Here is a 24,354-nt window from a genome sequence, read left to right on the forward strand (position 1 = left end):
AAGAGATACTTTATATAAACTATGAATTTAAAATTACGACTGACCATCCTCAGTTTTCTCCAGTTTTTTGTCTGGGGAGCATGGCTGATTACGATGGCTAACTTCTGGTTTGGCACAAAACATTGGGAAGGAACACAGTTTGGAGCTGTCTTCGGAACAATGGGAATTGCTTCCATATTTATGCCTACCATTACTGGGATTATTGCTGACCGTTGGGTAAACGCCGAGCGTATTTTCTCAGTTTTGCATATCCTTTACGGGGCTATTCTTTTCATTTTGCCGCATTCTGCTGATCCTAATTCTTTCTTTTCGGTGATGCTTGTGGCAATGTGTTTTTATATGCCTACCATTGCCCTTGCCAATTCTATTTCCTACACCATCCTTAAAAACAATAATTTGGATGTGGTAAAAGATTTTCCACCAATTCGTGTGTGGGGAACTATTGGTTTTATTGTGGCTATGTGGATTACAAATCTTACAGGGAATAAAGCAACTGAAGGACAGTTTTATATCGGAGGGGCAATAGCAATTGTTTTAGGAATCTATGCCCTTACTTTACCGAAATGCCCGCCACAAAAATTAATAGACAAAACAGCTCCTTTATCCGAGCAATTAGGGCTTAATGCATTTAAGCTTTTTGGGAACTATAAAATGGCTTTGTTCTTTTTGTTTTCAATGCTTTTGGGAGCAGCACTTCAGCTGACAAATGCATATGGTGATGTCTTTTTAAGTGAATTTGCCCATTTTCCAAAATATGCAGATTCATTTGTAGTACAGAGATCTACTATTATTATGTCTATTTCTCAGGTTTCAGAAACCCTGTTTATCTTGGCAATACCTTTCTTCTTGAAGAAATTTGGAATTAAGAAAGTAATGTTAATGTCTATGCTGGCATGGGTGTTAAGATTTGGATTCTTTGCCTACGGTGTTCCGGATGGCTATGGATTATCATTAATCATCCTTTCTTGTATTGTATACGGAATGGCTTTTGATTTCTTTAATATTTCAGGATCTCTTTTTGTGGAGACCACTACAGATAAGAATATCCGTTCTTCTGCTCAGGGGTTATTTATGATGATGACCAATGGATTTGGAGCTGTTTTTGGAAGTTATATTGCAGGGTGGGCTATAGATAGATTCTTTACCCATAAGTTTACCACTGCTTCAGATCTTTCTGCGTACTTGGATACAACAGCTGACAATCCTACTTTCCTGGAGATTTTAAAAACAAGTTTTAATGCAGTTGTGAATTCTGATGGAACGCTTTCTTCAGTGGTTATGGTGAAAGACTGGCAACAGATATGGCTTTCTTTTGCTATTTATGCTTTAGTACTTGCTATATTTTTTGCTATACTGTTTAGACATAAGCACAATCCGGAAGAGCTGTCTTCAATAAAACATTAATTCAATTAATCATAAAAAATAAAAATTGCACTTTTGTCATGAAAGTGCAATTTTTTATTAAAGACCTTTTAGGGAATAAGTTTGGTTCCCGTAAACTGCTAATCAGGGATGAAAATTGCATGATAAATTACAATTTTAATTTTCTCTTTTGATAATAAAAATGCCGTTTAATTATTAAATAGATATTTTTAGTAAAGAATATTTGTTATTAATTATTGTTTTTATGTGAATGTTCTGTTTTTGAAATACATCATTTGGAAATGTGTTTTTTTTCGTATTTTGGCACTTTAGTAAATATGAAAAACATTCAGTTATTAGGACTTTTATTGGTGGTTATAGGGAGTTTTTTACCTTTGGTACATGTACCTATTATCGGAAATTGGAACTATTGGAAACTTGACCACTATTTAGCCATCACGTGCTGGCTTTTTGCAGCATGTGCCGTCTTTGGAATCGTAAATAACAATACGAAGATCGTAAGATTTTTTGGTATTCTGCTGATCCTATTCTTTATATTCACATTGATCGCAGTGAAAATGCAGTCTTTAGATTATTTCAGCTTTTTACCTTTTAAATCATGGAGAGAAACCTTTGCAGGGGTCGTAAAACTGAAATGGGGCTGGGGAGTAGAGTTTCTGGGAGCCTTACTGATGATCGCCGGAGGAAGGAGTAAAAAAGTAAATAATAGAACACAGATATGAGATTTTTTAAAATTTTTCCGGTAATGATGATATTACTGGGTGTTTCACAGGTTAAAGCTCAGAGATTTGAACTGAAAAAACCGGATAACCCGGCTAAATGTGCCAGTATAAAAGAAGGAAGATTCGTTCGCGTAGATTATCCTGCTGGAATTTGGAATATGACCATTAAAGATAATGTTCAGACGGAATATTTTAATAATGGTAAAGACTATATAAAATCATCGCTTGTTTTTTTGAATGACTGTAGTTATAAAGCCATAGTCATAGAGAAAACGGCTCAAAATGATCGCATAAAGGTTGGTGATGTCTTCAGTAATATCATTACGAAGACTCAGGACAACTATTTACAAATACAGACACGTATCGGGAACTCTCAGATAGAGCTGATATATGCAAAAGCAAAATCAAAATAAAATTATACACATGAAAGAAGTATTCATTGTTTCCGCAGTAAGAACTCCGATGGGGAGTTTTATGGGAAGCTTATCAACAGTTCCGGCTACAAAGCTGGGAGCTACTGCAGTAAAAGGAGCATTAGATAAAATTGGTCTTGATCCTAATAATGTTCAGGAGATCTATATGGGGAATGTACTGCAGGCTGGAGAAGGTCAGGCACCGGCTCGTCAGGTAGCTTTGGGAGCGGGTCTTTCAATACATACACCTTCTACTACTGTAAATAAAGTTTGTGCTTCAGGAATGAAAGCTGTAACAATGGCTGCACAGGCTATTAAGGCAGGTGACGCTGAGGTAATTGTTGCAGGTGGTATGGAAAATATGTCTTTAGTACCTCATTACTATAATGCAAGGGTAGCTACAAAACTGGGTGATATCAAAGTGCTGGATGGTATGGTATTAGACGGTCTTACAGACGTATACAATAAAGTACATATGGGAGTATGCGCAGAAAAGTGTGCTGCTGACTATAATATTACAAGAGAAGAACAGGATAATTTTGCAGTGGAATCTTATAAAAGATCAGCAAAAGCCTGGAGCGAAGGGAAATTTAATGACGAAATCGTACCGGTTTCTATTCCTCAAAGAAAAGGAGAACCTATCATCTTTGCAGAAGATGAAGAATATAAAGCGGTGAATTTCGACAGAATTTCAACGCTTCCTACAGTATTCAAGAAAGAAGATGGTACGGTAACGGCTGCTAATGCTTCTACATTAAATGACGGTGCTTCAGCTTTAATTCTTGTTTCTAAAGAAAAAATGGAAGAATTGGGGCTTACACCTCTAGCAAAAATCGTTTCTTATGCGGATGCAGCACACGAACCTGAAAACTTTACAACAGCTCCAGCAAAAGCATTGCCTATTGCTCTTAAGAAAGCAGGGTTGGAAGTTTCAGATATTGATTTCTTTGAATTTAATGAAGCTTTCTCTGTAGTAGGACTGGCTAACAATAAAATTTTGGGATTGGATGCTTCTAAAGTAAACGTAAATGGCGGTGCTGTTGCATTGGGACACCCACTGGGAAGTTCTGGTTCAAGAATTATCGTTACATTGATCAACGTATTGAAGCAGAATAATGCAAAATATGGTGCTGCAGCTATCTGTAATGGTGGTGGTGGTGCTTCTGCAATCGTGATTGAGAATATCTAATATTCTGTATAATAATACATTACCATTAAGGAATGGATAATTTTTTTAAAAACTTATTCATTTCTTAATGGTTTTTCTATTTTTGTGCTACTAATATTTAATTGAAATGTCTGAAACTGAGAATCGACAGCCTAAAAACATAAAAAATAATCCAAAGATTATGAAAGCCTGGGCAGTATATGACTGGGCCAATTCTGTATACTCTTTGGTTATTACTTCTACTATTTTTCCTATCTATTATTCTATTCTTACCACTGCGTATGAAAAAAAGGAATATGTAGCAGAAACAAAAAAGTGGATTGATGTTCCGGTAAGGCACATGATCAAAATTTTTGGAGAAGAATATCAACCGGATGCCGTGTATGGATATTCTTTAACAATATCATTTTTTGTAGTGGTATTGCTTTCTCCATTTTTGTCTTCATTGGCTGATACCATTGGAAATAAAAAATCATTCCTGCAGTTTTTCTGTTATCTGGGGGCTACCTCATGTATGGGATTAGCTATGTTTACAGGAATGCACAATGTATTTCTGGGCCTTCTTTTCAGTATAACCGCCAGTATAGGGTTCTGGGGAAGTTTGGTCTTCTACAACTCATTTCTGCCTGATATTGCCACACAAGATAAACAGGATGCTCTTTCTGCAAAAGGATATGTATATGGTTATCTTGGATCTGTAGTCTTGGTAGTAATTTGTTTAATATTAATCCAGGTTTTTGCAAAAGGAGCAGCTCAACAGTTATTATTTACAAGAATAAGCTTCTTACTGACCGGGGCATGGTGGTTCGGTTTCTCTCAGTACACGTTCAAGCATCTTCCCCAATTTGGAGATGTGAAAGATAAATTACCTAAGGACCTTGTCTTGTTAAACTATAAAAACATCTTTAAAAAGCATGAAGAGCAGGGAGGTTTTTTTGAGGTATTAAAAGACAATATGAGCTTTTATAAAGATATTGCCAAAGAAAGTTTTCATGAACTGTTTAAAGTGGGTGGAGTTCTTTTTAAAGACAGAAACCTTAAATTCTTTTTATCAAGTTTCTTCTTTTATAGTGTAGGAATGCAGACCATTTTCCTGATGGCAACGTTATTTGGGAAAAGTGAGATCAATCTGGCACAGGATAAACTGATCGGTACCTTATTGGTGATTCAGATTGAAGCCATCATAGGAGCTGTAATATTCTCAAGGCTATCCAAAAGAATTGGTAATAAAAATGTAATTTCCATTGCTATCGTATTATGGATTGTAGCCTGTCTGTGGGCCTATTTCCTAAATAAAGAAAACCCTACAGTGGAATATCAGTTCTACGGTGTTGCTGCAGTAGTAGGATTGGTAATGGGTGGTCTTCAGGCCATGTCCAGATCTACTTACTCGAAACTGCTTCCAGTAGACTCTATGGAGAATACCACTTATTTCAGCTTTTATGACGTATTGGAGAAAATTGCGATTATCATCGGTACATTTATCTTTGCCACTCTTATTGAGCATTTCAACAATATGCGTATCGCAGCTTTATCAATGACTGTATTCTTTGGAGCAGGGCTCGTATTGATCCGCTTCCTGAAGGTTACCATGCGAAAAGAGAGAGATACCTTATAAAAATATAAAAGACGTTAATTTTAACGTCTTTTTTTTATAATTTAATTTACGGATTACGATATTTTAAAATATTATTAGAAATTAGCATTAATTTTTCACTACGTTTTGATTTTTTTTGTTTATTTGCTGAGTGAATAAAATTATCAAAATCATGAAAAAAGTTCTATTGATTTGCTTCATGCAATGTTTTGTTTTGGGATTTTCCCAGAAATTGAAACCGGTTGCTCAGAAAATTTCGGAATATCATAATGGTAAAATAGAGTCTAAAACGTATGACCTGTTTGAAGTTAATAACAACACGGATAAGCTGGCAGAATACAGAAAGTCTGCAACAGATATTAGTGTTATTTCCCTAAAATCTTCCGAGCTGAAGAGACTCGTTAATGACAAGCCTGACTTTATTGAAATTACATTTCCTTTTGCCGGAGGACGGCAGATTACCGTAGAAATGTATAAAAATCAGATTTTCACCAACAGTTTCAAAGTGGTTACCAATACCGGGAAAACAGTCAATTATACTCCGGGAGTTTATTATCAGGGAATTGTAAAAGGAAATAATAATTCCATTGTGGCCTTTAGTTTTTTTAATAATGACGTTGTAGGAGTAGCTTCTACCCCGGAACTGGGAAATATAGTCGTTGGAAAAGCTAAAAATTCTGAAGATTTTGTAAGCTATTCAGACTCTAAATTGACAGGGGCAAACCCTTTTATCTGTGGTGTTGATGAATTGAAAGAAAACAATGATCAAAAAATATCATACGATCCGAATGCAAATAAGAATACAACATTAACTCAGAATTGTGTTCGGGTTTATTATGAAGTTTGTTTTAAGCCCTATCAGAATAACGGTTCCAATACAACAACCGTGACCAACTGGCTTACAGCCATTCATAACAACATTGCTACGTTATATACCAATGACGATATAAAGACAGCCCTAAGCGAGATCTATATCTGGACTACCCAGGACCCTTATACAGGAAGCCCAAGTAGTAATTTAAATAAATTTTCAGCTGCCAGACAAACTTTTAACGGCGATCTTGCCCATTTAATTAATACTCCGAGTACTACAAGTATTGCTTTTCTGAATTCCCTGTGTAAAACCTACGCACATGCGTATTCCGGGATTTCTCAGACGTATAATAATGTGCCGGTATATTCATGGACTATTCAGGCGATGACTCATGAAATGGGACACGGCTTAGGGTCTCCGCATACTCATGCTTGTGCGTGGAACGGAAATAATACTCCCATTGACTGGTGTGGACCCACAGCAATGCCTTCTATCATAAACAGCGAAGGACTTACATGTACCAGTAATGTTCTGCCACCATCAGGTACCATTATGAGCTATTGCCATCTGATGTCAAATATCGGGATTAATTTCAGTAATGGTTTTGGTACCCAACCGGCAGCTTTAATTAGAAGTACAATAGACTCCAAACCATGCCTTGGTACCAATTGTACAACATCATGTGTTCCAAGTATTTCTTCTATAGCGCCCACTTCTACTACACAGAATTCTGCCAATATGTTCATTACGGATGCTATATCTTCCTCATGGAAGTATAAAGTTTCTAAATTGGATGGAACTAATGTGGCTACAGGAAATACAAATTCTCCCTCTTTCAGTATCGCAAATCTACAGCCGGGAACATACTATAAAGTTGACGCTGTAGGTCCATGTGCAAATGAAACGTATTATCAAAAATCAGGTCTGGTTCTTACCGATGCAGATTGGTGTGGAGGAGTGTCGTTTACAGATACGGGAGGCTCTGCCGGAACTTATAAAAACAATGAAGAACTGGTAAAGACATTTTATCCTGCCTCAGGTTCTTCTATGACCATGACATTTACAGCATTTGACCTTGAAGAGGATTATGATTTTATGTATGTGTATAATGGACCTTCTACGGCTTCACCAGTATTTGCTAATGGAAATAATCTGACAGGAAATACCGTTCCCGGTCCGTTTACATCAACAGATCCTTCCGGTGCTATAACTGTAAAATTTGTTTCTGATGCCGGGGTTACTGCAAATGGCTGGAATGTGAATTTCTCCTGTAATGTTTTGGGAGTGGCAGATGTTAACACGAAAAATAACTCAATAAACATCTATCCTAACCCTGCAAAAAATATGATTGTCATTTCATCTGATGAAACATTAAAATCCTATAAAATTTTTGATGAAGCGGGAAGGTTGGTGTCTTCAGCCTCTTCTTTGAAAGGGAATAAAACAGAAGTAAACCTTTCTTCCATACAGACAGGAAACTATGTAATCAGCATAGAAACTGAGAAACAGACAGTAAACAAAAAACTGATAAAACAATAATAAAAAGTGTTCTCATAATGATATAGAAGTAGAGATCATAAAATAATAGATAAACCATAGTAGAATTATTTCTGCTATGGTTTTTTTATACATTATTAATCTTTATGTATGAGTTTACCTTAATATGTGGGTATTATTTGTATTTTTAATTTAAAAATTAATAATGATTAAAAAAATTCTAGTGTTTACTGTGTTGTTTTGGAGTTTTTTCAGTTTTTCTCAGGAGATTAAACCTGTAGCCAGAAAAATCCATGAATATGAGAAATTAAACTACCGTGCGCCAAGGTATGGCCTATTTGATGTGAAAAACCTTGATAATCTGGTTGATCTCAGAAAAATAGCAACTGATGCTACCATCTTTGATCTTGATCAGTCAAAATTAAAACGTTTAATGGCTGAAAGTCCCGAATTCTTTGAGGTCTCTTTTCCTTTTGACGGAGACAAAGAAATCACCGTTCAGCTGTATAAAAAGCAGATTTTTACCGCAGATTTTAAAGTGAAAACTAAAAAAGATGAACTCATACCTTACCATCCGGGAATTTATTATCGTGGCATTGTAAAAGGAGATGATCAGTCTATTGTATCTTTCAGCTTCTTTGATAATGATGTGGTAGGAATTATTTCGACACCAGCGTTGGGAAATATCGTCCTGGGAAATATGAAGAATTCAAGCGATTTCGTAAGTTATTCAGAATCTAAGCTGACCGTACAAAACAGTTTTATGTGTGGGGCAGATGAATTGATGGAAAATAGGATTCAAAGACCATCACTTGACCCTGAGCAACTCACAAGAAGAACCATGACCGATAATTGTGTACGGGTATTTTATGAAGTAGGCTACAAACCTTATCAGGGTAATGGATCCAATACAACTGCTACCATTAACTGGATGACTGCTATTCATAACAGTGTTGAAACCTTATATTTTAATGATGATATTAAAATCTCTTTAAGCGAAATATATGTGTGGACAACGCCGGATCCATATACAGGAGGGGCAGATGCCAATCTGGGAATGTTCAGAAGTAACAGACCTTTTTTTAATGGCGATATTGCAGAGCTCATAACTGTTCCTGGAGGTCAGGGCATGGCATATCTCAACTCATTGTGTTCAGATCTGAAATATGGTTTTTCTCCTGTTGCTATAAATTATGATCAATTTCCAATGTTTTCAATAACGATCTATACTATTGCCCATGAGATGGGACATGGATTAGGTTCTCCTCATACTCACGCCTGTGCCTGGAATGGTAATAATACAGCTATTGACGGCTGTGGAGCTGCATCTGGATCTCAGGGAAGTGTATGTCCCGGGCCACTTCCGGGACCGGGAGGAGGTACTATTATGAGTTATTGCGGTTCGGTTTCCGGAGTTGGAATTAATTTTGCCAACGGATTTGGGCAGCAGCCAGCCGAGTTAATAAGGAATACGATTAATTCAAAAGCCTGTCTGGGTACGAACTGTACTTCTTCATGTGAAACCACTATATTGGATCTTAGTATTACGGATATAACGCAAAGCACAGCGAGCATTTTTATTATAGATGGTACTTCCATATCATGGAAATATAGGCTCTCTAAAATGGATGGAACTATTGTACAGTCAGGAACTACTAATTCAAACAGTTTTAATTTAAATAGTTTAGCTCCCAATACCTATTACAATTTATATATAGGAACAGACTGTTCCGGTTCCTCAGCCTTCCAAAAACACAGAACATTTTTAACAGATGGAGACTGGTGTGCAGGAGTACGGTTTACAGATTCAGGAGGTACTTCAGGAACGTATTCTAATGATGAAAAGCTTACCAAAACTTTTTACCCACTGTCCAATTCTAAACTGACCTTGGTTTTTAGCGAATTTAATTTGGAAAGCTTTAAAGACTATATGTATGTGTATAATGGACCTTCGGCAGGTTCTCCTTTATTTTCAAATGGCAACAACCTGACAGGTTCTCTTGTTCCCGGACCATTTGTGTCTACAGATCCTACCGGAGCGATTACGGTTGAATTTTTCTCTGATGCTACTGGTACAGCTAATGGATGGAATGCAGGATTCCTGTGTAAATTTTTAGGAGTAGAAGATATCGATGTAAAAGATAATACCATTTCAATCTATCCAAACCCTGCCAAAACAATGATCATCATTTCATCAAAAGAAAATTTAAAATCCTATAAAATTTTTGATGAAGCAGGAAGGGTAGTGACTTCGGCATCTTCTCTGAAAGGGAATAAAACAGAAATAAATCTTTCTTCCATGCTAACAGGAAATTATATAATCAGTATTGAGACCGAAAAGCAAACGGTAAATAAAAAGCTTATAAAGCAATAATATAACGGGTTCTCCTATGATAAAATAATAGCTAAACCACAGTGGAATTATTTCTACTGTGGTTTTTTTATACATTGTTGATTTTTATTCTTCTTTATGTATGGATGTACAGTGATATGTGTGTATTTATTTATATTTTTAACAAAAAATTAATAATGATTAAGAAAATTCTAATGTTTACTGTGTTGTTTTGGAATTTTTTCAGTTTTGCTCAGGAGATTAAACCTGTAGCCAGAAAAATCCATGAATATGAGAAATTAAACTACCGAGCGCCAAGGTATGGCCTATTTGATGTGAAAAACCTTGATAATCTGGTTGATCTAAAGAAAATAGCACCGGACGCCACGGTTTTTAACCTGAATGTACCCAAGCTAATGAGGTTACTTGCTGAAAGTCCCGAATTCCTTGAGGTCTCTTTTCCTTTTGACGGAGACAAAGAAATCACCGTGCAACTGTATAAAAAGCAGATTTTCACCGCAGATTTTAAAGTGAAAACTAAAAAAGATGAACTTGTACCTTACCATCCGGGAATTTATTATCGCGGCATTGTAAAAGGAGATGATCAGTCTATTGTATCTTTCAGCTTCTTTGATAATGATGTGGTAGGAATTGTCTCGACACCAGCGTTGGGAAATATCGTGCTGGGAAAGATGAAGAATTCAAGCGATTTCGTAAGTTATTCAGAATCTAAGCTGACCGTGCAAAACAGTTTTATCTGTGGTGCAGATGAATTGAAGGAGAATAAAATTCAAAAAACAGCACCTGATCCGGGGCAGCTCACGAGAAGAACGATGACTGATAATTGTGTAAGAATATTTTATGAAGTAGGCTACAAACCTTATCAGGGTAATGGTTCCAATATAACCGCTACCATTAACTGGATGACCGCTATTCATAACAGTTTAGAAACCATTTACTTTAATGATGATATTAAAGTCTCCTTAAGTGAAATGTATGTATGGACCACACCGGATCCTTATACAGGCAATTATGATCCCGATCTAGGAGTGTTCAGAAATGGCAGACCTTATTTTAACGGTGATATTGCCCAGCTGGTGACCTCACCTACAGCTACCGGATATGCCTACATCAATTCTCTATGTTCAGATTTGAAATATTGTTACGCACCGGTTCAAATCAATTATCAGCAGTTTCCAATGTATTCCTGGACGGTCAACGTAACCACCCACGAAATGGGGCATGGACTAGGATCTCAGCATACTCATGCCTGCGTGTGGAATGGTAATAATACAGCCATTGATGGCTGTGGAACTCAAAGTGGAAATCAGGGAAATGCATGTGCTGGGCCAATTCCGGGATCTGGAGGAGGTACTATAATGAGCTACTGCCACTTGGTGGCCGGAGTGGGAATCAATTTTGCCAATGGGTTTGGACCACAGCCCGCTGAGTTCATAAGGAATACAATTAATTCAAAAGCTTGTCTGGGTACCAACTGTACCTCTTCCTGTGAAGTCACTGTGCTGGATGTAAGTATTACCGACATCACACAGAATTCAGCAAGTGCCTTTATTATTGATGGATTTTCGTCAACATGGAAATATAGACTCTCCAAAATGGACGGAACTATTGTACAGTCAGGAACTGTTAATTCCAATAGTTTTAATATAAACAACCTGGATCCGAATACCTATTATAATTTATCCGTTGGAAGTGAATGCTCAGGTTCGTCAGCTTACCAGAAATACAGAACATTTTTAACAGACGGAGACTGGTGTGCAGGGGCACGATTTACAGATTCAGGAGGTGCTTCAGGAAGATATTCTAATAATGAAAAGCTGACCAAAACTTTTTATCCTCTGTCCAACTCCAAACTGACCTTGGTTTTTAGCGAATTTAATTTGGAAAATTTTAAAGACTATATGTATGTGTATAACGGACCTTCAGCAGGTTCTCCACTATTTCCAAACGGAAATAACCTTACAGGGACTTTACCTCCGGGGCCATTTGTATCTACAGATCCTACCGGCGCCATTACAGTTGAGTTTTTCTCTAATGAATCGGGTACAGGTAATGGATGGAATGCCGGATTCCTATGTAAATTCTTAGGAGTGGAAGATATAGCGGTGAAAGATAATACCATTTCAATCTATCCGAATCCTGCTAAAACAATGATCATCATTTCATCAAAAGAAAATTTAAAATCCTATAAAATTTTTGATGAAGCAGGAAGGTTAGTATCTTCAGCGTCTTCTTTAAAAGGAAATAAAGCAGAAGTACATCTCTCTTCCATACAGACAGGAAACTATGTAATCAGCATAGAAACTGAGAAACAGACGGTAAATAAGAAACTGATAAAACAATAATTTTAAAAATACAACAAAAAGCCTGATTTGATCAGGCTTTTTGTTGTATTAATGTCAACATCTTTTCTTTATGAGAATGATGGAAAGCCGAAAACCAGGGGTTCAGCCTTAAATAAATCTGAATTCGGTCCAAGTTTTGCTTATATTCAGCAGAATAATTTTAACTTTGCAAAAAGATTTATTGTCAAAATGACGAACCCTCTATTTTATGCAAAAATAATCCTGTTTGGAGAATATGGAATGATTGAAGATTCCCAGGGGCTTGTAGTACCTTACAGCTTCTATAAAGGAACTTTAAAATTTTCAGATCTGAGCTCTGAATTTGAGCTTAAATCAAACAGACATCTGCAGAAATATGCTGATTACCTTACCGTACTTGATCTTTCCGACGATTTTAAATTAGATATCAAGAGCTTTAAGACTGATATATCAAACGGACTTTTCTTTGATTCCAATATTCCTCAGGGATATGGAGTAGGAAGTTCAGGGGCTTTAGTAGCTGCTATTTTTGAAAAATATTCAGTCAGTAAGCTGAATGCTGAGAGCATTTCAAAAGATAATCTTAAAAAATTAAAGGCAGTTTTCGGAGAAATGGAAAGTTATTTCCATGGTAAAAGCTCAGGAATGGATCCGTTGATCTGCTATATGAATTTACCTATACTGATCGAAAATAAAGAGAATTTAGACCGGGTATCAATCCCTAATGGCGAAGAAGGCAAAGGAGCTATTTTCCTTATCGATTCAGGAATAACAGGAGAAACCGGACCCATGATTCAAATTTTCTTTGAAAAAATGAAAACGGAAGGTTTCCGTAAAACACTGAAAGAAGAGTTTATTCGTTACAATAACGCATGTATAGAAGCTTTTCTTAAAAAAGATATGAATCCGTTCTTTAGAAATTTAAAGAAACTTTCTCATTGGGCATATGAACATTTCCGTCCTATGATTCCTGAAAGTATTTTTAATATCTGGAAAAAAGGTCTGGATTCCAATGCTTATTACCTTAAACTCTGCGGAAGTGGTGGAGGTGGGTATATCTTAGGATTTACCAAAGACTATGAAAAAGCAGAAAAAATGCTTGATGGTTTCCAAAAAGAGGTGATTTACAGATTTTAAACAGGTTGGAATGAATTCTGAAAAAGAAACTTTCCAATCTGAAAATTATATCTCTAAATCTTTATTTTATAGATTCTCACAATTCGTGGGCTTTATGCTCGGAGCCCGCTTTTTTGTAGCCGCTCTGCTGACATTTGCCCTCTATGTTTCCACTTTTTTCCTCTTCAATCAGGATGAAACATTCAGGAATTTTGTATTTGACTTCAAAGTTCATGGCATTATTTTCTGTACCGTTCTTACCATTTTAGCCGGTGGAATTATCAACCAGTTTTATGATCTTGAGAAAGATCATATTGTAAAACCTTTCAGAACCAGAATTCAGAGCTTTATTAAGCAGAAATACTTTTTATATGCTTATCTGGTATTAAGTGTTATTTCTTTGGGAGTAGCCTGGATGATTTCCCATAATGTTTTCTTCTTTTTTCTGGTATACCAGTTTTTTATGTGGTTCTACAGCCATAAACTGAGCCGAATACTGATACTCAACAATCTCACTTTTGTAAGCCTTACCTTATATCCTTTCTTTGGAATGATGGTATATTATGAAACTTTTTCCAGAAAAATAATTCTGATGGCTGTGTTTCTTTTTCTGATCCTTCTTTGTATTGATATTGTAAAAGATACATTGACCAGAAGCGTAGACAAGGCATTCGGGTATACCACGATTCCAAACTATTTTAAAACTAAGAATACAAAAACCATTCTTATCTCTCTGCTGCTGATCACAATGACTGTTTCAATGAAAATCATTACCAAAACAGGGGTGGCCGGTTTTATGGCTTATTATTTTGCCGGTGGATTATTTGTGATGATTATTTGTATTTATCTGCTTTTAAATTCTTCAAGGAGAAGTAACTTCTTTACAATTAATATATTACGTTTTTGGGTTTTTGTAGGAATTATTGCAATGCTTTTGAACGGAATTGAGAGTAAATTATAAAAAAAATTCTTTAAATAAACTGAGGTTATTATTACCTTTGTAAAACTAAATTTAATAAATAGGAATGCCCATTTTTAATGATACTAAAGTTGCATTTGCAGATAAATCTGATGCACAACTGAGAAAGGCTTACTGGATGTTTAAAATGATTGAACAGCCTGCACTTACCAGCCTTGGAACATCTGTCCTTAATTTTACAGTACACAATAATTTTCCTTTCGTAACAGGAATTGTAAAAAACACTCTGTTTGCTCAATTCTGTGGAGGAGAAACCCGTGAAGAAAGTATGAAAGTTGTAAAACAGCTTTTCAAAAGAGGAGTTGGAAGTATTTTCGATTACTCTATTGAAGGGAAGGAAGATGAAGAAACTTTTGATGCGGTGTGTAAAGAGATTAAGGATATTGTAAGGTTCTCAGTAGGAAATCCGGCAATTCCTTTTATTGTTTTCAAGCCTACAGCATTTGGAAGAATTGATTTGTATGAAGCTGTTGGAAAAGGAGCAGAGCTTACCACAAGCCAGAAAGAAGAATGGGAAAGAGTGGTAAAGAGATTTGATGAGGTATGCAGCCTTTGCCACGAAAATGATAAAAAAGTAATGGTAGATGCAGAAGAAACCTGGATGCAGGACGCAGCAGATCACCTTTGCGAAGAAATGATGGAGAAGTATAACCAGGAAAAACCTATCGTTTGGAATACCATCCAGATGTACAGAACAGGAAGACTGGAATACATGGAAGCAAACCTTCAGAGAGCAAGAGAAAAGAACTATTTCATAGGCTACAAGATTGTTCGTGGTGCTTATATGGAGAAAGAAAGAGCCAGAGCAGAAGAAAAAGGGTATGCAGATCCGATTCAGCCTACCAAAGATGCTTCAGATAAAAACTATAACGCAGGAATTGATTTTGTAATGAATCACCTGGATAAAGTTTCTGCTTTCTTTGGGACCCATAACGAAGTTTCTTCAGAACTGATTATGGATAAAATGAAAGCCAAATCTTTGAACAGCGACAATCCTCACGTTTATTTTGGACAGCTTTACGGAATGAGTGATAATATCACTTTCTATTTGTCTGATAAGGGCTATAACGTGGCTAAATACCTTCCATATGGACCTGTAAAGGATGTTGTTCCCTATCTGACAAGAAGAGCTCGTGAGAACACTTCTGTGGCTGGGCAAACAGGGAGAGAACTGGGACTTATTAAAAAGGAACTGGAAAGAAGAAAAAAATAGCAGTTGTTATAAGCAAATAGAAAGCTCACAGAAATGTGGGCTTTTTTTATGATGCTGGTATAAAAAAGTATAACAGATTTAATGTCAATTTATTAAGTTTGAAAAAACAATCGAAATTAAAGATATTAAACCTAATTCTTATTTGTGTTATATATATCGTAAAATAATTTTATTTTTATTGTTGATTTAATTTTAAATTATTATATTTGGTTAACAATAAAAAACTAATGCATGAAAATACTTTCCACTGATTACCCCTACTGATGATAGTTTTACTCCGGGATCAGTTTCATTATTTTTCTAATTATAGCTGGCCGGGGTATCATCTCTGAGATTAATCAAAAAACAGGAAAATATAAAAATACGGATTCGTAAATTTTTAAAAATAAAATAAAGCAATAGCTTTAGTTTTCTTCTTCAAATATTTTTTAGCCTGACCATTTTTTTGGTCAGGTTTTTTTTAAGGCTCAAAACTTTCGAATTTTCCATTTTCATAGAACAAAACAATACGTTTTATCTTATTCGTTTGATTTCCAATAGCTTGGCTGATAATTTGATCTGCTGAATTTTCTAATCGCTGAGAATCCAATATTTTTTCCTGAGCTTTACTTGGGGCCGGTATAACCGATTCTGCAGGGCCTTCCCCGGGAAGCTCTGCTTCCATCTCGTCGGTTCCAAATTCATCATCGGTATTCATCATAGTGAAAAGATCGGGTAGAGGTGTTGGCCTTCCTTTTTCTTTTTCATCATCATGAGCCTCTTCTTCATGTACTGCTACTTCAGGAAGTGAAGATTTCAGCATCTCACCCTCACCGGTAACCAGCCAGTCCCAAAGAAGTTCCGGGAAACGTGATTTTATTTTTATGATAAACTCCAGAGAGGGTTTATTTCTGCCTGAGGTAATATGCGAAATGGATGATCGTTGTACATCAATCTCATCAGCAAATTCGGAAGGCGTAAAATTAGAATACTCTATAACTTGTGAAATTCTCTCGTTTAAACTCATAAAAATAAGCTTTTAATTATGTTACAAATGTAAATATTATAATTTACAAAAACAAACTACAAATGTAAATTTAGAGATTGTTTTATTAAATACAAATGTAAACTACATGTAATTACTAGTAAAACAGTATGATATGTATTAATTACAATTGTATCTAGATAAGAATCTAATTATTTACAGAGTACAATAAGCTCCATGATATTGTCTATTTTGAACCGTTTTTTCCCAATAAAGCTTGATTATAAATGTAAATTATAAGACTTTTCCAGGGTATTTTGGGAGATAATTTTCTATTTTTTACTATTTACATTATTAATCTGCTATATTCTTACAAAGAAGATATAATAAGACCCAATACTGGCTTGTAATGCTTTATAACGATGTTTTCTATTGTATACAATGGTAAATTAAGAATGTAAATAGGGGATTAATACCACTTTTATAAGCTTCTTAGAACTAAATATCTCCGTGCCCACCAAAGCAATTTTATTTCATCGGATAAAACTCCTTACTAATAAAAATTGGACTCCATTTCTGATAAAATTCCCGGAATTTCGTTAATTTACAAATGTATAGTAATGTAAAATACGGACTTATCCACATTAGACATGTTTAATAAAATTATGCCTATTTACTATAAAACAGGCTTTTATTCACTTCAAGTATCTTTATAAATATGATTGAGATAGATTTTATAAATTGCTGAATTGCAGACATTTAAATATATTGAATTAAATTATTCGCAATCCACAATTTTATCAACAGACAATATGGCTCTTCATACTGTTTAACAATGTTACATCTGTTAATAGGCTTTGATCTCTTTAAATTGAAATATTTCACTTATGTAAACAAAACGATAAGACAAGAAAATTTTCAAATTTTTGCTGTTTTTACAATTGTTTACAGATGTTAATCTGGTTTTTATGCCTTAAAATGGTTAAATTTGATTTTTGTAAACTATTCCAACAATGAATTTTGAACAGATCTATTCCCAACACCCTAATTTTCCTAATCGGTATATTTCCCCTGAAAAATTATTTTCTTACCTACAGACGAATCTCGTCGATTATATTCAGGAGATCGGAAAATCATATTTAGAGAAACCTATATATCAATTGAGCATCGGAACCGGTGACATTCATATTTTAGCATGGTCGCAAATGCACGGAAACGAATCTAATGCCACCCATGCTATGCTGGATCTTCTGGTAAGTTTGGATAAGGCTCCTGAGATGAAAGAAGATTTGTTCAGTAAGATTACACTTGATTTTATTTTTATGCTTAATCCTGACGGGTCAGAAAGGTGGACAAGACTGAATGCTGCGGATATTGACCTGAACAGAGATTTTCACAATGAAGCCAGTAAAGAGATTAAGTTCCTTAAAAATGCTGCTGCCTCTAAAAAATACGATTATGCCTTGAACCTTCATGAGCAGAGAACCATTTTTACTACCGACGGCATTCATCCTGCTACACTCTCTTTTTTGGCACCTTCTGAAAATGTAGAACGTACCGTCACTGAAAACAGGAAAAAATGTATGGCAGTTATTGGAAGTGTTTACCATCATTTAAAAGAAATAATCCCTAATCAGATTGGAAGATATTCTGATGAGTTTTATCCTACATCGACCGGAGACAATTTTATAAAAGCCGGGATGCCGACTATTTTATTTGAAGGAGGACATTTTATAGATGATTATAGCAGACAGGGAACCAGGAAATATTATACAGTGGCCCTTTATTATGCCTTGAAAGCAATAAGCGAACTCAATTCTGAAACCACGGGATGGGAGGCTTATCTTGAAATTCCTGAAAATAAAGAAACCCATTACGATATAGTCTACAGAAATGTAAAACTGAATACTGAACATGAATGTATTCTGGACATTGCTGTTCAGTACAGAGAAATAAAAGAAGATGAAAAAGATGAGATTTCTTTTATCCCTTTTGTAATGGAAGTAGGAGATGTGAAAAAACGAAAAGGTTGGCTGGAAATAGATTGTACAGGAAAGAAATTTATTTCTGAAACTAAATATCCCAAACTGGATGCAGTAGTAAGTTTTACGATAGAAGATTAAAAAATACGGCAATCAAGAGATTGCCGTATTTAGTTTTTATATACAGAAGGCTTAGTTAACGACTTTTATTCCGTTAGCTACAAATCTGATTTCCTCTTTAGGCTGAGTGATGGCGTCAATTTCTGACTGCGGTTTCTTAGCATCTTCCGCATAATGTTTCTGCTCATTTACAGAAGTTACTTTTCTTTCTGCATTGCCTTCCAATACAACGTTTTTACCTTTTAAAGCTGTAGGTACAAAGAATGCATAATCTTTCATTTTTACAAAAAATTTAGAATTATCCTCAGTCTGAATAGTAAGCCAGCATCCTTTTTTATCACATACATCAGTTACTTTACCTTTGATAGCTACGTTTTCCAGCTTTTTGTTTTCTTTTTTAAGCTGTTTACCCAGTTGGTCTACAGTAACAGCTTTAGATTCAGCTCCTGATGCTACGCTTGCTCCATAAGTATCACCTACTAAAGCGTTCCCTGCCGGAGGTCCCACTTCCTGTGCAAAAGCCAGTGAAGAAGCACTTATAGCAGCTGCAAATATGATTGTCTTGAATTTCATTTTATTATTTTTCCCAAAAGTACTAATTAATATTGAATCAAAAATCAATTAAAAGTTGATATAAAACATGTGCATTATCGAATTTGCAATAAAATTTAAAATAAAAGGCAGATTTGTTTATATTTGACGCCTATACTTGACTATGCAAAAAAAATTGAAACTATGGGACGCCATTATGCTGGTAATGGGCTCTATGATTGGAAGTGGGATCTTCATTGTAAGCGCTGATATGATGCGTAATCTGGGATCCGGATACTGGCTGATTGTTGTCTGGATTATAACAGGAGTGATGACTGTTGCTGCTGCCATAAGCTATGGAGAGCTTTCCGCCCTGTTTCCAAAAGCTGGAGGCCAATACACATACTTGAAGGAGATTTTCGGAAAAAAGATGGGATTCCTTTATGGATGGGGACTATTTACGGTAATACAAACCGGAACTATTGCAGCGGTGGCAATGGCTTTTGGTAAATTTACAGCCTACCTTATTCCGTCACTTAATGATGCTGCACCTATTTTTCAAAGTGGAGAATTTAAAATTACCTGGATACAGATTTTAGCGATTGCTGTCATTCTCCTGCTTACCTATATCAATACAAGAGGCGTACAAAGTGGAAAAGTGCTTCAGAATATATTTACAGGTTCTAAAATTATTGCTTTACTGGGATTGATTGCAGCCGGATTTATACTGGTTGATTTTTCGCATATGGCTGAAAACTTCAGCCTAGGTACGGACTCATTTAATAATCTAAAAAAAGACTTTAGTGGCAACTTCCTTAAAGAAGGTTGGGAACCCATTAGCGGGATGACTTTGCTGGGGGGTATTGCTGCCGCTATGGTAGGTTCTGTCTTTAGTTCTGTAGCCTGGGAAAGTGTAACCTTTGTTTCCGGAGAAATTGACAATCCGAAGAGAAACGTAGTAAAGTCTATGATCTATGGAACTTCTGCTGTAATGCTCCTTTATATTGCTGTGAATTTTGTGTATTTAAACGCATTAGACAGAGAAGGAATTGCTTTTGCGACCAATGACAGGGTAGCAGTAGCGGCATCACAGAATATTTTTGGAAGCGCCGGAACAATTATTATTGCTTTGCTGGTTATGATTTCTACATTTGGATGTAATAACGGATTAATCTTAGCCGGGGCAAGAGTTTTTCAGACTATGGCAAAAGATGGAATGTTCTTTAAATCAGCAGAAAAAAATAACAACAATGAGGTTCCTGAAAATGCCTTATGGATGCAGGGAGTCTGGGCTTCACTTCTTTGTTTGAGCGGACAGTATGGAAATCTGTTGGATATGATCTCTTTTGTAATCGTTTTATTTTATATGATTACCGTTTTCGGAGTGATCTATTTAAGAATCAAGCAACCAGCCCTTGAAAGACCTTATAAAACATGGCTGTATCCGGTTACTCCAATTATTTATTTAGTGATTGGAACGGGATTCTGTATTCTGCTTTTAATATATAAACAGCAATATACGTGGCCGGGGTTGATCATGGTTGTCCTGGGACTTCCGGTCTATTATTTTATCAACCGGAAAAAAACAAACTGATATCATAATAAGATATAATAGCAGCAGGGCTTTCAATTCAATTTGAAGGCCTTTGTTTTTGAATAATATTTTAAATTATTAAACATTTATTTAGTGAAAATGTGTATTTTGGTATTTCGTTTTTAAGTAAACCTAACCATGAAGTAAAAATAAGAAGTTGATTATGGATACACCAAATTACAGAATGCCTTTTGTACCTTCAACTTTAATGACTGAAGGCGGAAGCATTGATACCTGCGATATGGGGGAAAGTATTGCCCACAATATCATGTTGCTGATTACCACTAAAAAAGGGGAGAACAGATATGATGAAAATTATGGTAATGACGTTTGGAACCTTGAGTTCGATAACGGAGTCACCAGCGCGATCTGGGAAAATGTTTTTGTTAAGAGTCTTAAAAGACAGATTCAGGAGTACGAACCCCGAATTGTACAGCCACAGGTAGATGCCAATATACAATTTGTAGAACACAGCTACGATACCAAAGAGCACACAGAAATCAAAAAGAAAGTAAGAATTGCCATCAATGCAAAAATGGAAGCAACGGGAGAACGTTTCAGTTTTTCAACAGAATTGTTTCTAAGCCCTATGTCTATTGATTAAATGTTTTTTTTAACAGCACCAAAAATTTATGAATTTAGATCAGAATATATATTCCAAAGAATCTGTAAAAGCCAGAATGCTTCAGAATGCAACTAAAGTATGGGGACTCAAAAGCCCTCAATCTTTAGATCCTTTTGTAAAACTACTGATAGATGCATTCAGTACAGAGGTCTTTAAGGCTAATAACGAAATTCAGACGGTTAATGCCCGTATTTTAGAAAAACTGGCAAAACTTCTTACGCCATCCATTTATACACATCCTATTCCGGCTCATTCTGTAGCTTTTACACAACCTTATGAGTCTTCCGAAGTTTTATTGGAACATACGGAGTTTTTCTTCCGTAAACAGATGACTTCTACCATAAAGTCGGAATCAGACAAGCAGTTGAATATTCCCTTTACTCCGGTAGGAAATGTCAGGATTAATAAAGTTCATACTTCAATCATGTTTGTAGGAAATACATGTTACAGTATAGATGACCGGTTCAATAAAATTCCTATTGCCAGATTTCCGGGAAAACCCGAAGACTATAGAAAAATTACAGTAGGGATTGATGTCAGTAAATATACGAACGAAAATTTCCCTAAATATTTAAGCATCTTTTGCTCCAATCCTGCTTTTGAGCATTTAGACTTTGTCTATAAATTATTACCTTACATCAGTGTTACCAGTAATGGTAATCCATTGTTTGTAAGAGAGGGGCTGAGTTATCTTACGGAAAACCAGCCGGACGGTTACGAACAGATGTTCAGAGAGCAGTCTATCCGAAATAAAGTGATTGAAGATATTAAAAGTATCTACCGTCATAAATTTATTGAGGTTACAGGAATTTCCAACAGTTTATTTTCAGAGCCCGGAAAACTTCCGCAAAATCTTGAATTCCTTCACGGAAAAGAAGAAATTGTGAAATATATGGAGAATAAAAAGTTTCTATGGCTAACTTTTGAATTTCCACCCCAGTTTTCAGCTGAAATCCTGGATAACTTTTCATTTGTACTGAATGCGTTTCCCATCTACAACAGAGGTTGGAAGAAAACAGAATACAGTTTAGATATCATGGGAAATAATATTCCTCTGGTTACTGACGAAGGAGAGCATTTCCTATATGTAGATGATGTTCAGGACGGAGACGGAAGAAAATATACAGAAATTCCTTTTACACCGGCAGATGACCTTAAAAAAGGTTTATATACGGTAAGAAAAGGAGGAATGGAACGTTTCACCAGCAGGAATGCTGTAGATATGATTGCCAATGTTCTGGAGCTGACCCGGGATGAGATTGCTGCTTTTTCTCTTCTCAACAGAGATAATGTAAAAGGAGTATTGAGTGAAATGTCTGATAAGATGAAATCTATGGTACAGAAAGTGAATAATGCCAAAAGAAATATCAGACAGGAACTGAATTATGTCATTATGGAGCCTGTAGAAAAAACAGATCATACGTATGCTTCTTTCTGGGTAACCCACTGTACTTTAGCTAATCATATGCGTCCCGGAACAGAGCTGTCTAATCAGCTGAAATCTCAAACTATTGTTTTGCTTGCTGAAACTCTGGGAGGAGCGGAAGAACAAAAAGGAACAGACAGCATCCAGGCTTATAAATATGCATTGACAACAAGAGATAAGATCATTTCACTTGAAGACGTTAAGAATTACTGCAGGATGGTTCTGAAAGATGAAATGAGAGACGTAAGGGTAAGAAGGGGAACGATGGTCAGCAACAGACCTAAAGAAGGTTTTGTAAGAACAGTAGAAGTGGAGATTGTTCCACAAAACTATTCCTTCTATGGAAGAGCATATTGGGAAAATATGTCTAATATTCTTAGAAATCAAATTATTGCCAAAGCCATAGACGGTATTGAATATCTGGTGAAAATCACCAATGAGGATGTTGAATTTCAGGATATGTAAAACTAAACGAACACCAAAAAATATGAGAAAGATAATAATACTGGCCATGGCTTTATCCCTGACAGTAGTAAATATAAGCTGTAAAAAGGGAGCTGATAAGCTGGGGAATGCTGTTTTGAATCTGGGTGGAGAACAGGACGCAAATGCTATTATTGATTTTAATAATAACTTTTTAGACTCCTATAAAAGCACTTCTAAACATATAGAAGGGATCTTAAAGTATGCAGATGCTGCTGTCTCGAAATCCAAAGGGGAAGAAGTCCTCATAATGCCTATTGTAATAAGCTCGATGGATTATAGCTTTTCAAAAATCAAAGGTGTTCCTTCCGGATTTGAAAAAGATAAAGCTGCTATTGAATCAGATTTCAATATTTACAAAACGAAAAAAGAAACAATAGAAAAGAAGTTTGAGGAGTTTAAATCTTATATGAATTCCGAAGATTATAAAGATGATAAAGGCGCCAAAGCGGAGAGCTTAAGAAAAGAGCTTGAAACTGAAGCTAATGCTCTCTATTTATCAGGGGAGAATATTATGATGAAGATTAAGCCTGCAACAGATGCCGCTGAAGAAGTAATTCTTAAAGATCATCCGTTGAAAGACTATATCATATCTTCCAAAAGTGTGATGAATTCTTTAGATTCTGTGGTAGAATTGCTTGGTAAGCAATATACCGGAAAATTTAATGAAGCTGATGCACAGAAAAAGTATGATGAATTTGCTAAAGCTGTGGAAGCCAATTCAAAATTGATTTTCGATGTGAAAGATCCCCAGTATGCTTATAAAAAATCTCAGTTTGAAAGTTTCAATAAAAATGCTTCAAACTTTTTAGACTCGTACAGAAAATTAATCAGGGATTCTAAAGCAGCAGGTAAAATACCGGATAGCAATATCCAGCAAATTGACTCATCTTATGAATCTGTATTAAGTTCATACAATTCATTTGTAAAATAATAATACACACTGTAAATGATAAAAAGACCAATATAACCTGTATTGGTCTTTTTTATTTTTCTGAAAGAATCCACAAAATCTTTTATAGATTTCCCTGAGTACTTCTGTATCACTCA

Annotated in this window: 18 protein-coding genes; 16 read left to right on the top strand and 2 right to left on the bottom strand. The window is 35.6% G+C overall.

Annotated elements, in window-relative coordinates; all coding sequences use genetic code 11:
* Positions 1 to 21: 21 nt before the first annotated feature.
* The 11 genes from JML65_RS15675 to JML65_RS15725 all read left to right on the top strand — a co-directional run bounded on the left by JML65_RS15675 (position 22) and on the right by JML65_RS15725 (position 15,579).
* The gene (locus tag JML65_RS15675; protein WP_047494844.1) at positions 22 to 1,404 is read left to right on the top strand and encodes a nucleoside permease; all 1,383 of its coding nucleotides are present in this window, start codon (positions 22 to 24) and stop codon (positions 1,402 to 1,404) included.
* 296 nt (positions 1,405 to 1,700) lie between these two features.
* Positions 1,701 to 2,105, top strand: a complete 405-nt coding sequence (locus JML65_RS15680; protein ID WP_115918821.1) for a hypothetical protein — start codon at positions 1,701 to 1,703, stop codon at positions 2,103 to 2,105.
* Positions 2,106 to 2,128: 23 nt separating this feature from the next.
* Complete coding sequence (locus tag JML65_RS15685) at positions 2,129 to 2,518, top strand: hypothetical protein (RefSeq protein ID WP_047494837.1); 390 nt, start codon at positions 2,129 to 2,131, stop codon at positions 2,516 to 2,518.
* Between the two features lie 10 nt (positions 2,519 to 2,528).
* Positions 2,529 to 3,707 (top strand): acetyl-CoA C-acyltransferase, encoded by a 1,179-nt coding sequence (locus JML65_RS15690; RefSeq protein ID WP_202271369.1) that lies wholly within the window; start codon positions 2,529 to 2,531, stop codon positions 3,705 to 3,707.
* Positions 3,708 to 3,813: 106 nt separating this feature from the next.
* Complete coding sequence (locus JML65_RS15695; protein WP_047494829.1) at positions 3,814 to 5,304, top strand: MFS transporter; 1,491 nt, start codon at positions 3,814 to 3,816, stop codon at positions 5,302 to 5,304.
* 151 nt (positions 5,305 to 5,455) lie between these two features.
* The gene (locus tag JML65_RS15700) at positions 5,456 to 7,636 is read left to right on the top strand and encodes a T9SS type A sorting domain-containing protein (RefSeq protein WP_237390902.1); all 2,181 of its coding nucleotides are present in this window, start codon (positions 5,456 to 5,458) and stop codon (positions 7,634 to 7,636) included.
* 163 nt (positions 7,637 to 7,799) lie between these two features.
* Positions 7,800 to 9,968, top strand: coding sequence for a T9SS type A sorting domain-containing protein (locus JML65_RS15705; protein ID WP_202271370.1), 2,169 nt, complete (start codon positions 7,800 to 7,802; stop codon positions 9,966 to 9,968).
* Positions 9,969 to 10,123: 155 nt separating this feature from the next.
* Positions 10,124 to 12,292 (top strand): T9SS type A sorting domain-containing protein, encoded by a 2,169-nt coding sequence (locus JML65_RS15710; protein WP_202271371.1) that lies wholly within the window; start codon positions 10,124 to 10,126, stop codon positions 12,290 to 12,292.
* Between the two features lie 189 nt (positions 12,293 to 12,481).
* Complete coding sequence (locus JML65_RS15715) at positions 12,482 to 13,408, top strand: mevalonate kinase (protein WP_047495939.1); 927 nt, start codon at positions 12,482 to 12,484, stop codon at positions 13,406 to 13,408.
* A 10-nt stretch (positions 13,409 to 13,418) separates the two neighbouring features.
* Positions 13,419 to 14,348 carry a UbiA family prenyltransferase gene (locus tag JML65_RS15720; RefSeq protein ID WP_202271372.1) on the top strand — a complete coding sequence of 310 codons (930 nt, stop codon included), beginning with the start codon at positions 13,419 to 13,421 and terminating at the stop codon, positions 14,346 to 14,348.
* A 64-nt stretch (positions 14,349 to 14,412) separates the two neighbouring features.
* On the top strand, positions 14,413 to 15,579 hold the full coding sequence (locus JML65_RS15725) for a proline dehydrogenase family protein (RefSeq protein ID WP_047495877.1): 1,167 nt from the start codon (positions 14,413 to 14,415) through the stop codon (positions 15,577 to 15,579).
* Between the two features lie 460 nt (positions 15,580 to 16,039).
* On the opposite strand, the gene JML65_RS15730 is transcribed toward JML65_RS15725, so the two are convergent.
* Complete coding sequence (locus JML65_RS15730) at positions 16,040 to 16,585, bottom strand: helix-turn-helix transcriptional regulator (protein WP_202271373.1); 546 nt, start codon at positions 16,583 to 16,585, stop codon at positions 16,040 to 16,042.
* Between the two features lie 971 nt (positions 16,586 to 17,556).
* Between JML65_RS15730 and JML65_RS15735 the strand changes: the two genes are divergently transcribed.
* Positions 17,557 to 18,666 carry a M14 family zinc carboxypeptidase gene (locus JML65_RS15735; RefSeq protein ID WP_202271374.1) on the top strand — a complete coding sequence of 370 codons (1,110 nt, stop codon included), beginning with the start codon at positions 17,557 to 17,559 and terminating at the stop codon, positions 18,664 to 18,666.
* Between the two features lie 51 nt (positions 18,667 to 18,717).
* Here JML65_RS15735 and JML65_RS15740 read toward each other — a convergent pair whose 3' ends face one another.
* Entirely contained in the window at positions 18,718 to 19,218 is a 501-nt protein-coding gene (locus tag JML65_RS15740; protein WP_047495868.1) for a DUF4920 domain-containing protein, read from the bottom strand.
* 142 nt (positions 19,219 to 19,360) lie between these two features.
* Here JML65_RS15740 and JML65_RS15745 point away from each other — a divergent pair, with 142 nt between their 5' ends.
* From JML65_RS15745 to JML65_RS15760, 4 genes are all read left to right on the top strand, one after another.
* Positions 19,361 to 20,770, top strand: a complete 1,410-nt coding sequence (locus tag JML65_RS15745; RefSeq protein ID WP_047495865.1) for an APC family permease — start codon at positions 19,361 to 19,363, stop codon at positions 20,768 to 20,770.
* A 163-nt stretch (positions 20,771 to 20,933) separates the two neighbouring features.
* The gene (locus JML65_RS15750; protein ID WP_047495934.1) at positions 20,934 to 21,374 is read left to right on the top strand and encodes a GPW/gp25 family protein; all 441 of its coding nucleotides are present in this window, start codon (positions 20,934 to 20,936) and stop codon (positions 21,372 to 21,374) included.
* 28 nt (positions 21,375 to 21,402) lie between these two features.
* Entirely contained in the window at positions 21,403 to 23,286 is a 1,884-nt protein-coding gene (locus JML65_RS15755) for a type VI secretion system baseplate subunit TssF (RefSeq protein ID WP_047495862.1), read from the top strand.
* A gap of 22 nt (positions 23,287 to 23,308) precedes the next feature.
* Positions 23,309 to 24,238, top strand: coding sequence for a DUF6845 domain-containing protein (locus JML65_RS15760; RefSeq protein WP_202271375.1), 930 nt, complete (start codon positions 23,309 to 23,311; stop codon positions 24,236 to 24,238).
* Positions 24,239 to 24,354: the final 116 nt, after the last annotated feature.

The organism is Chryseobacterium sp. KMC2, from assembly GCF_016756935.1.
Classification (GTDB): Bacteria; Bacteroidota; Bacteroidia; order Flavobacteriales; family Weeksellaceae; genus Chryseobacterium; species Chryseobacterium rhizosphaerae.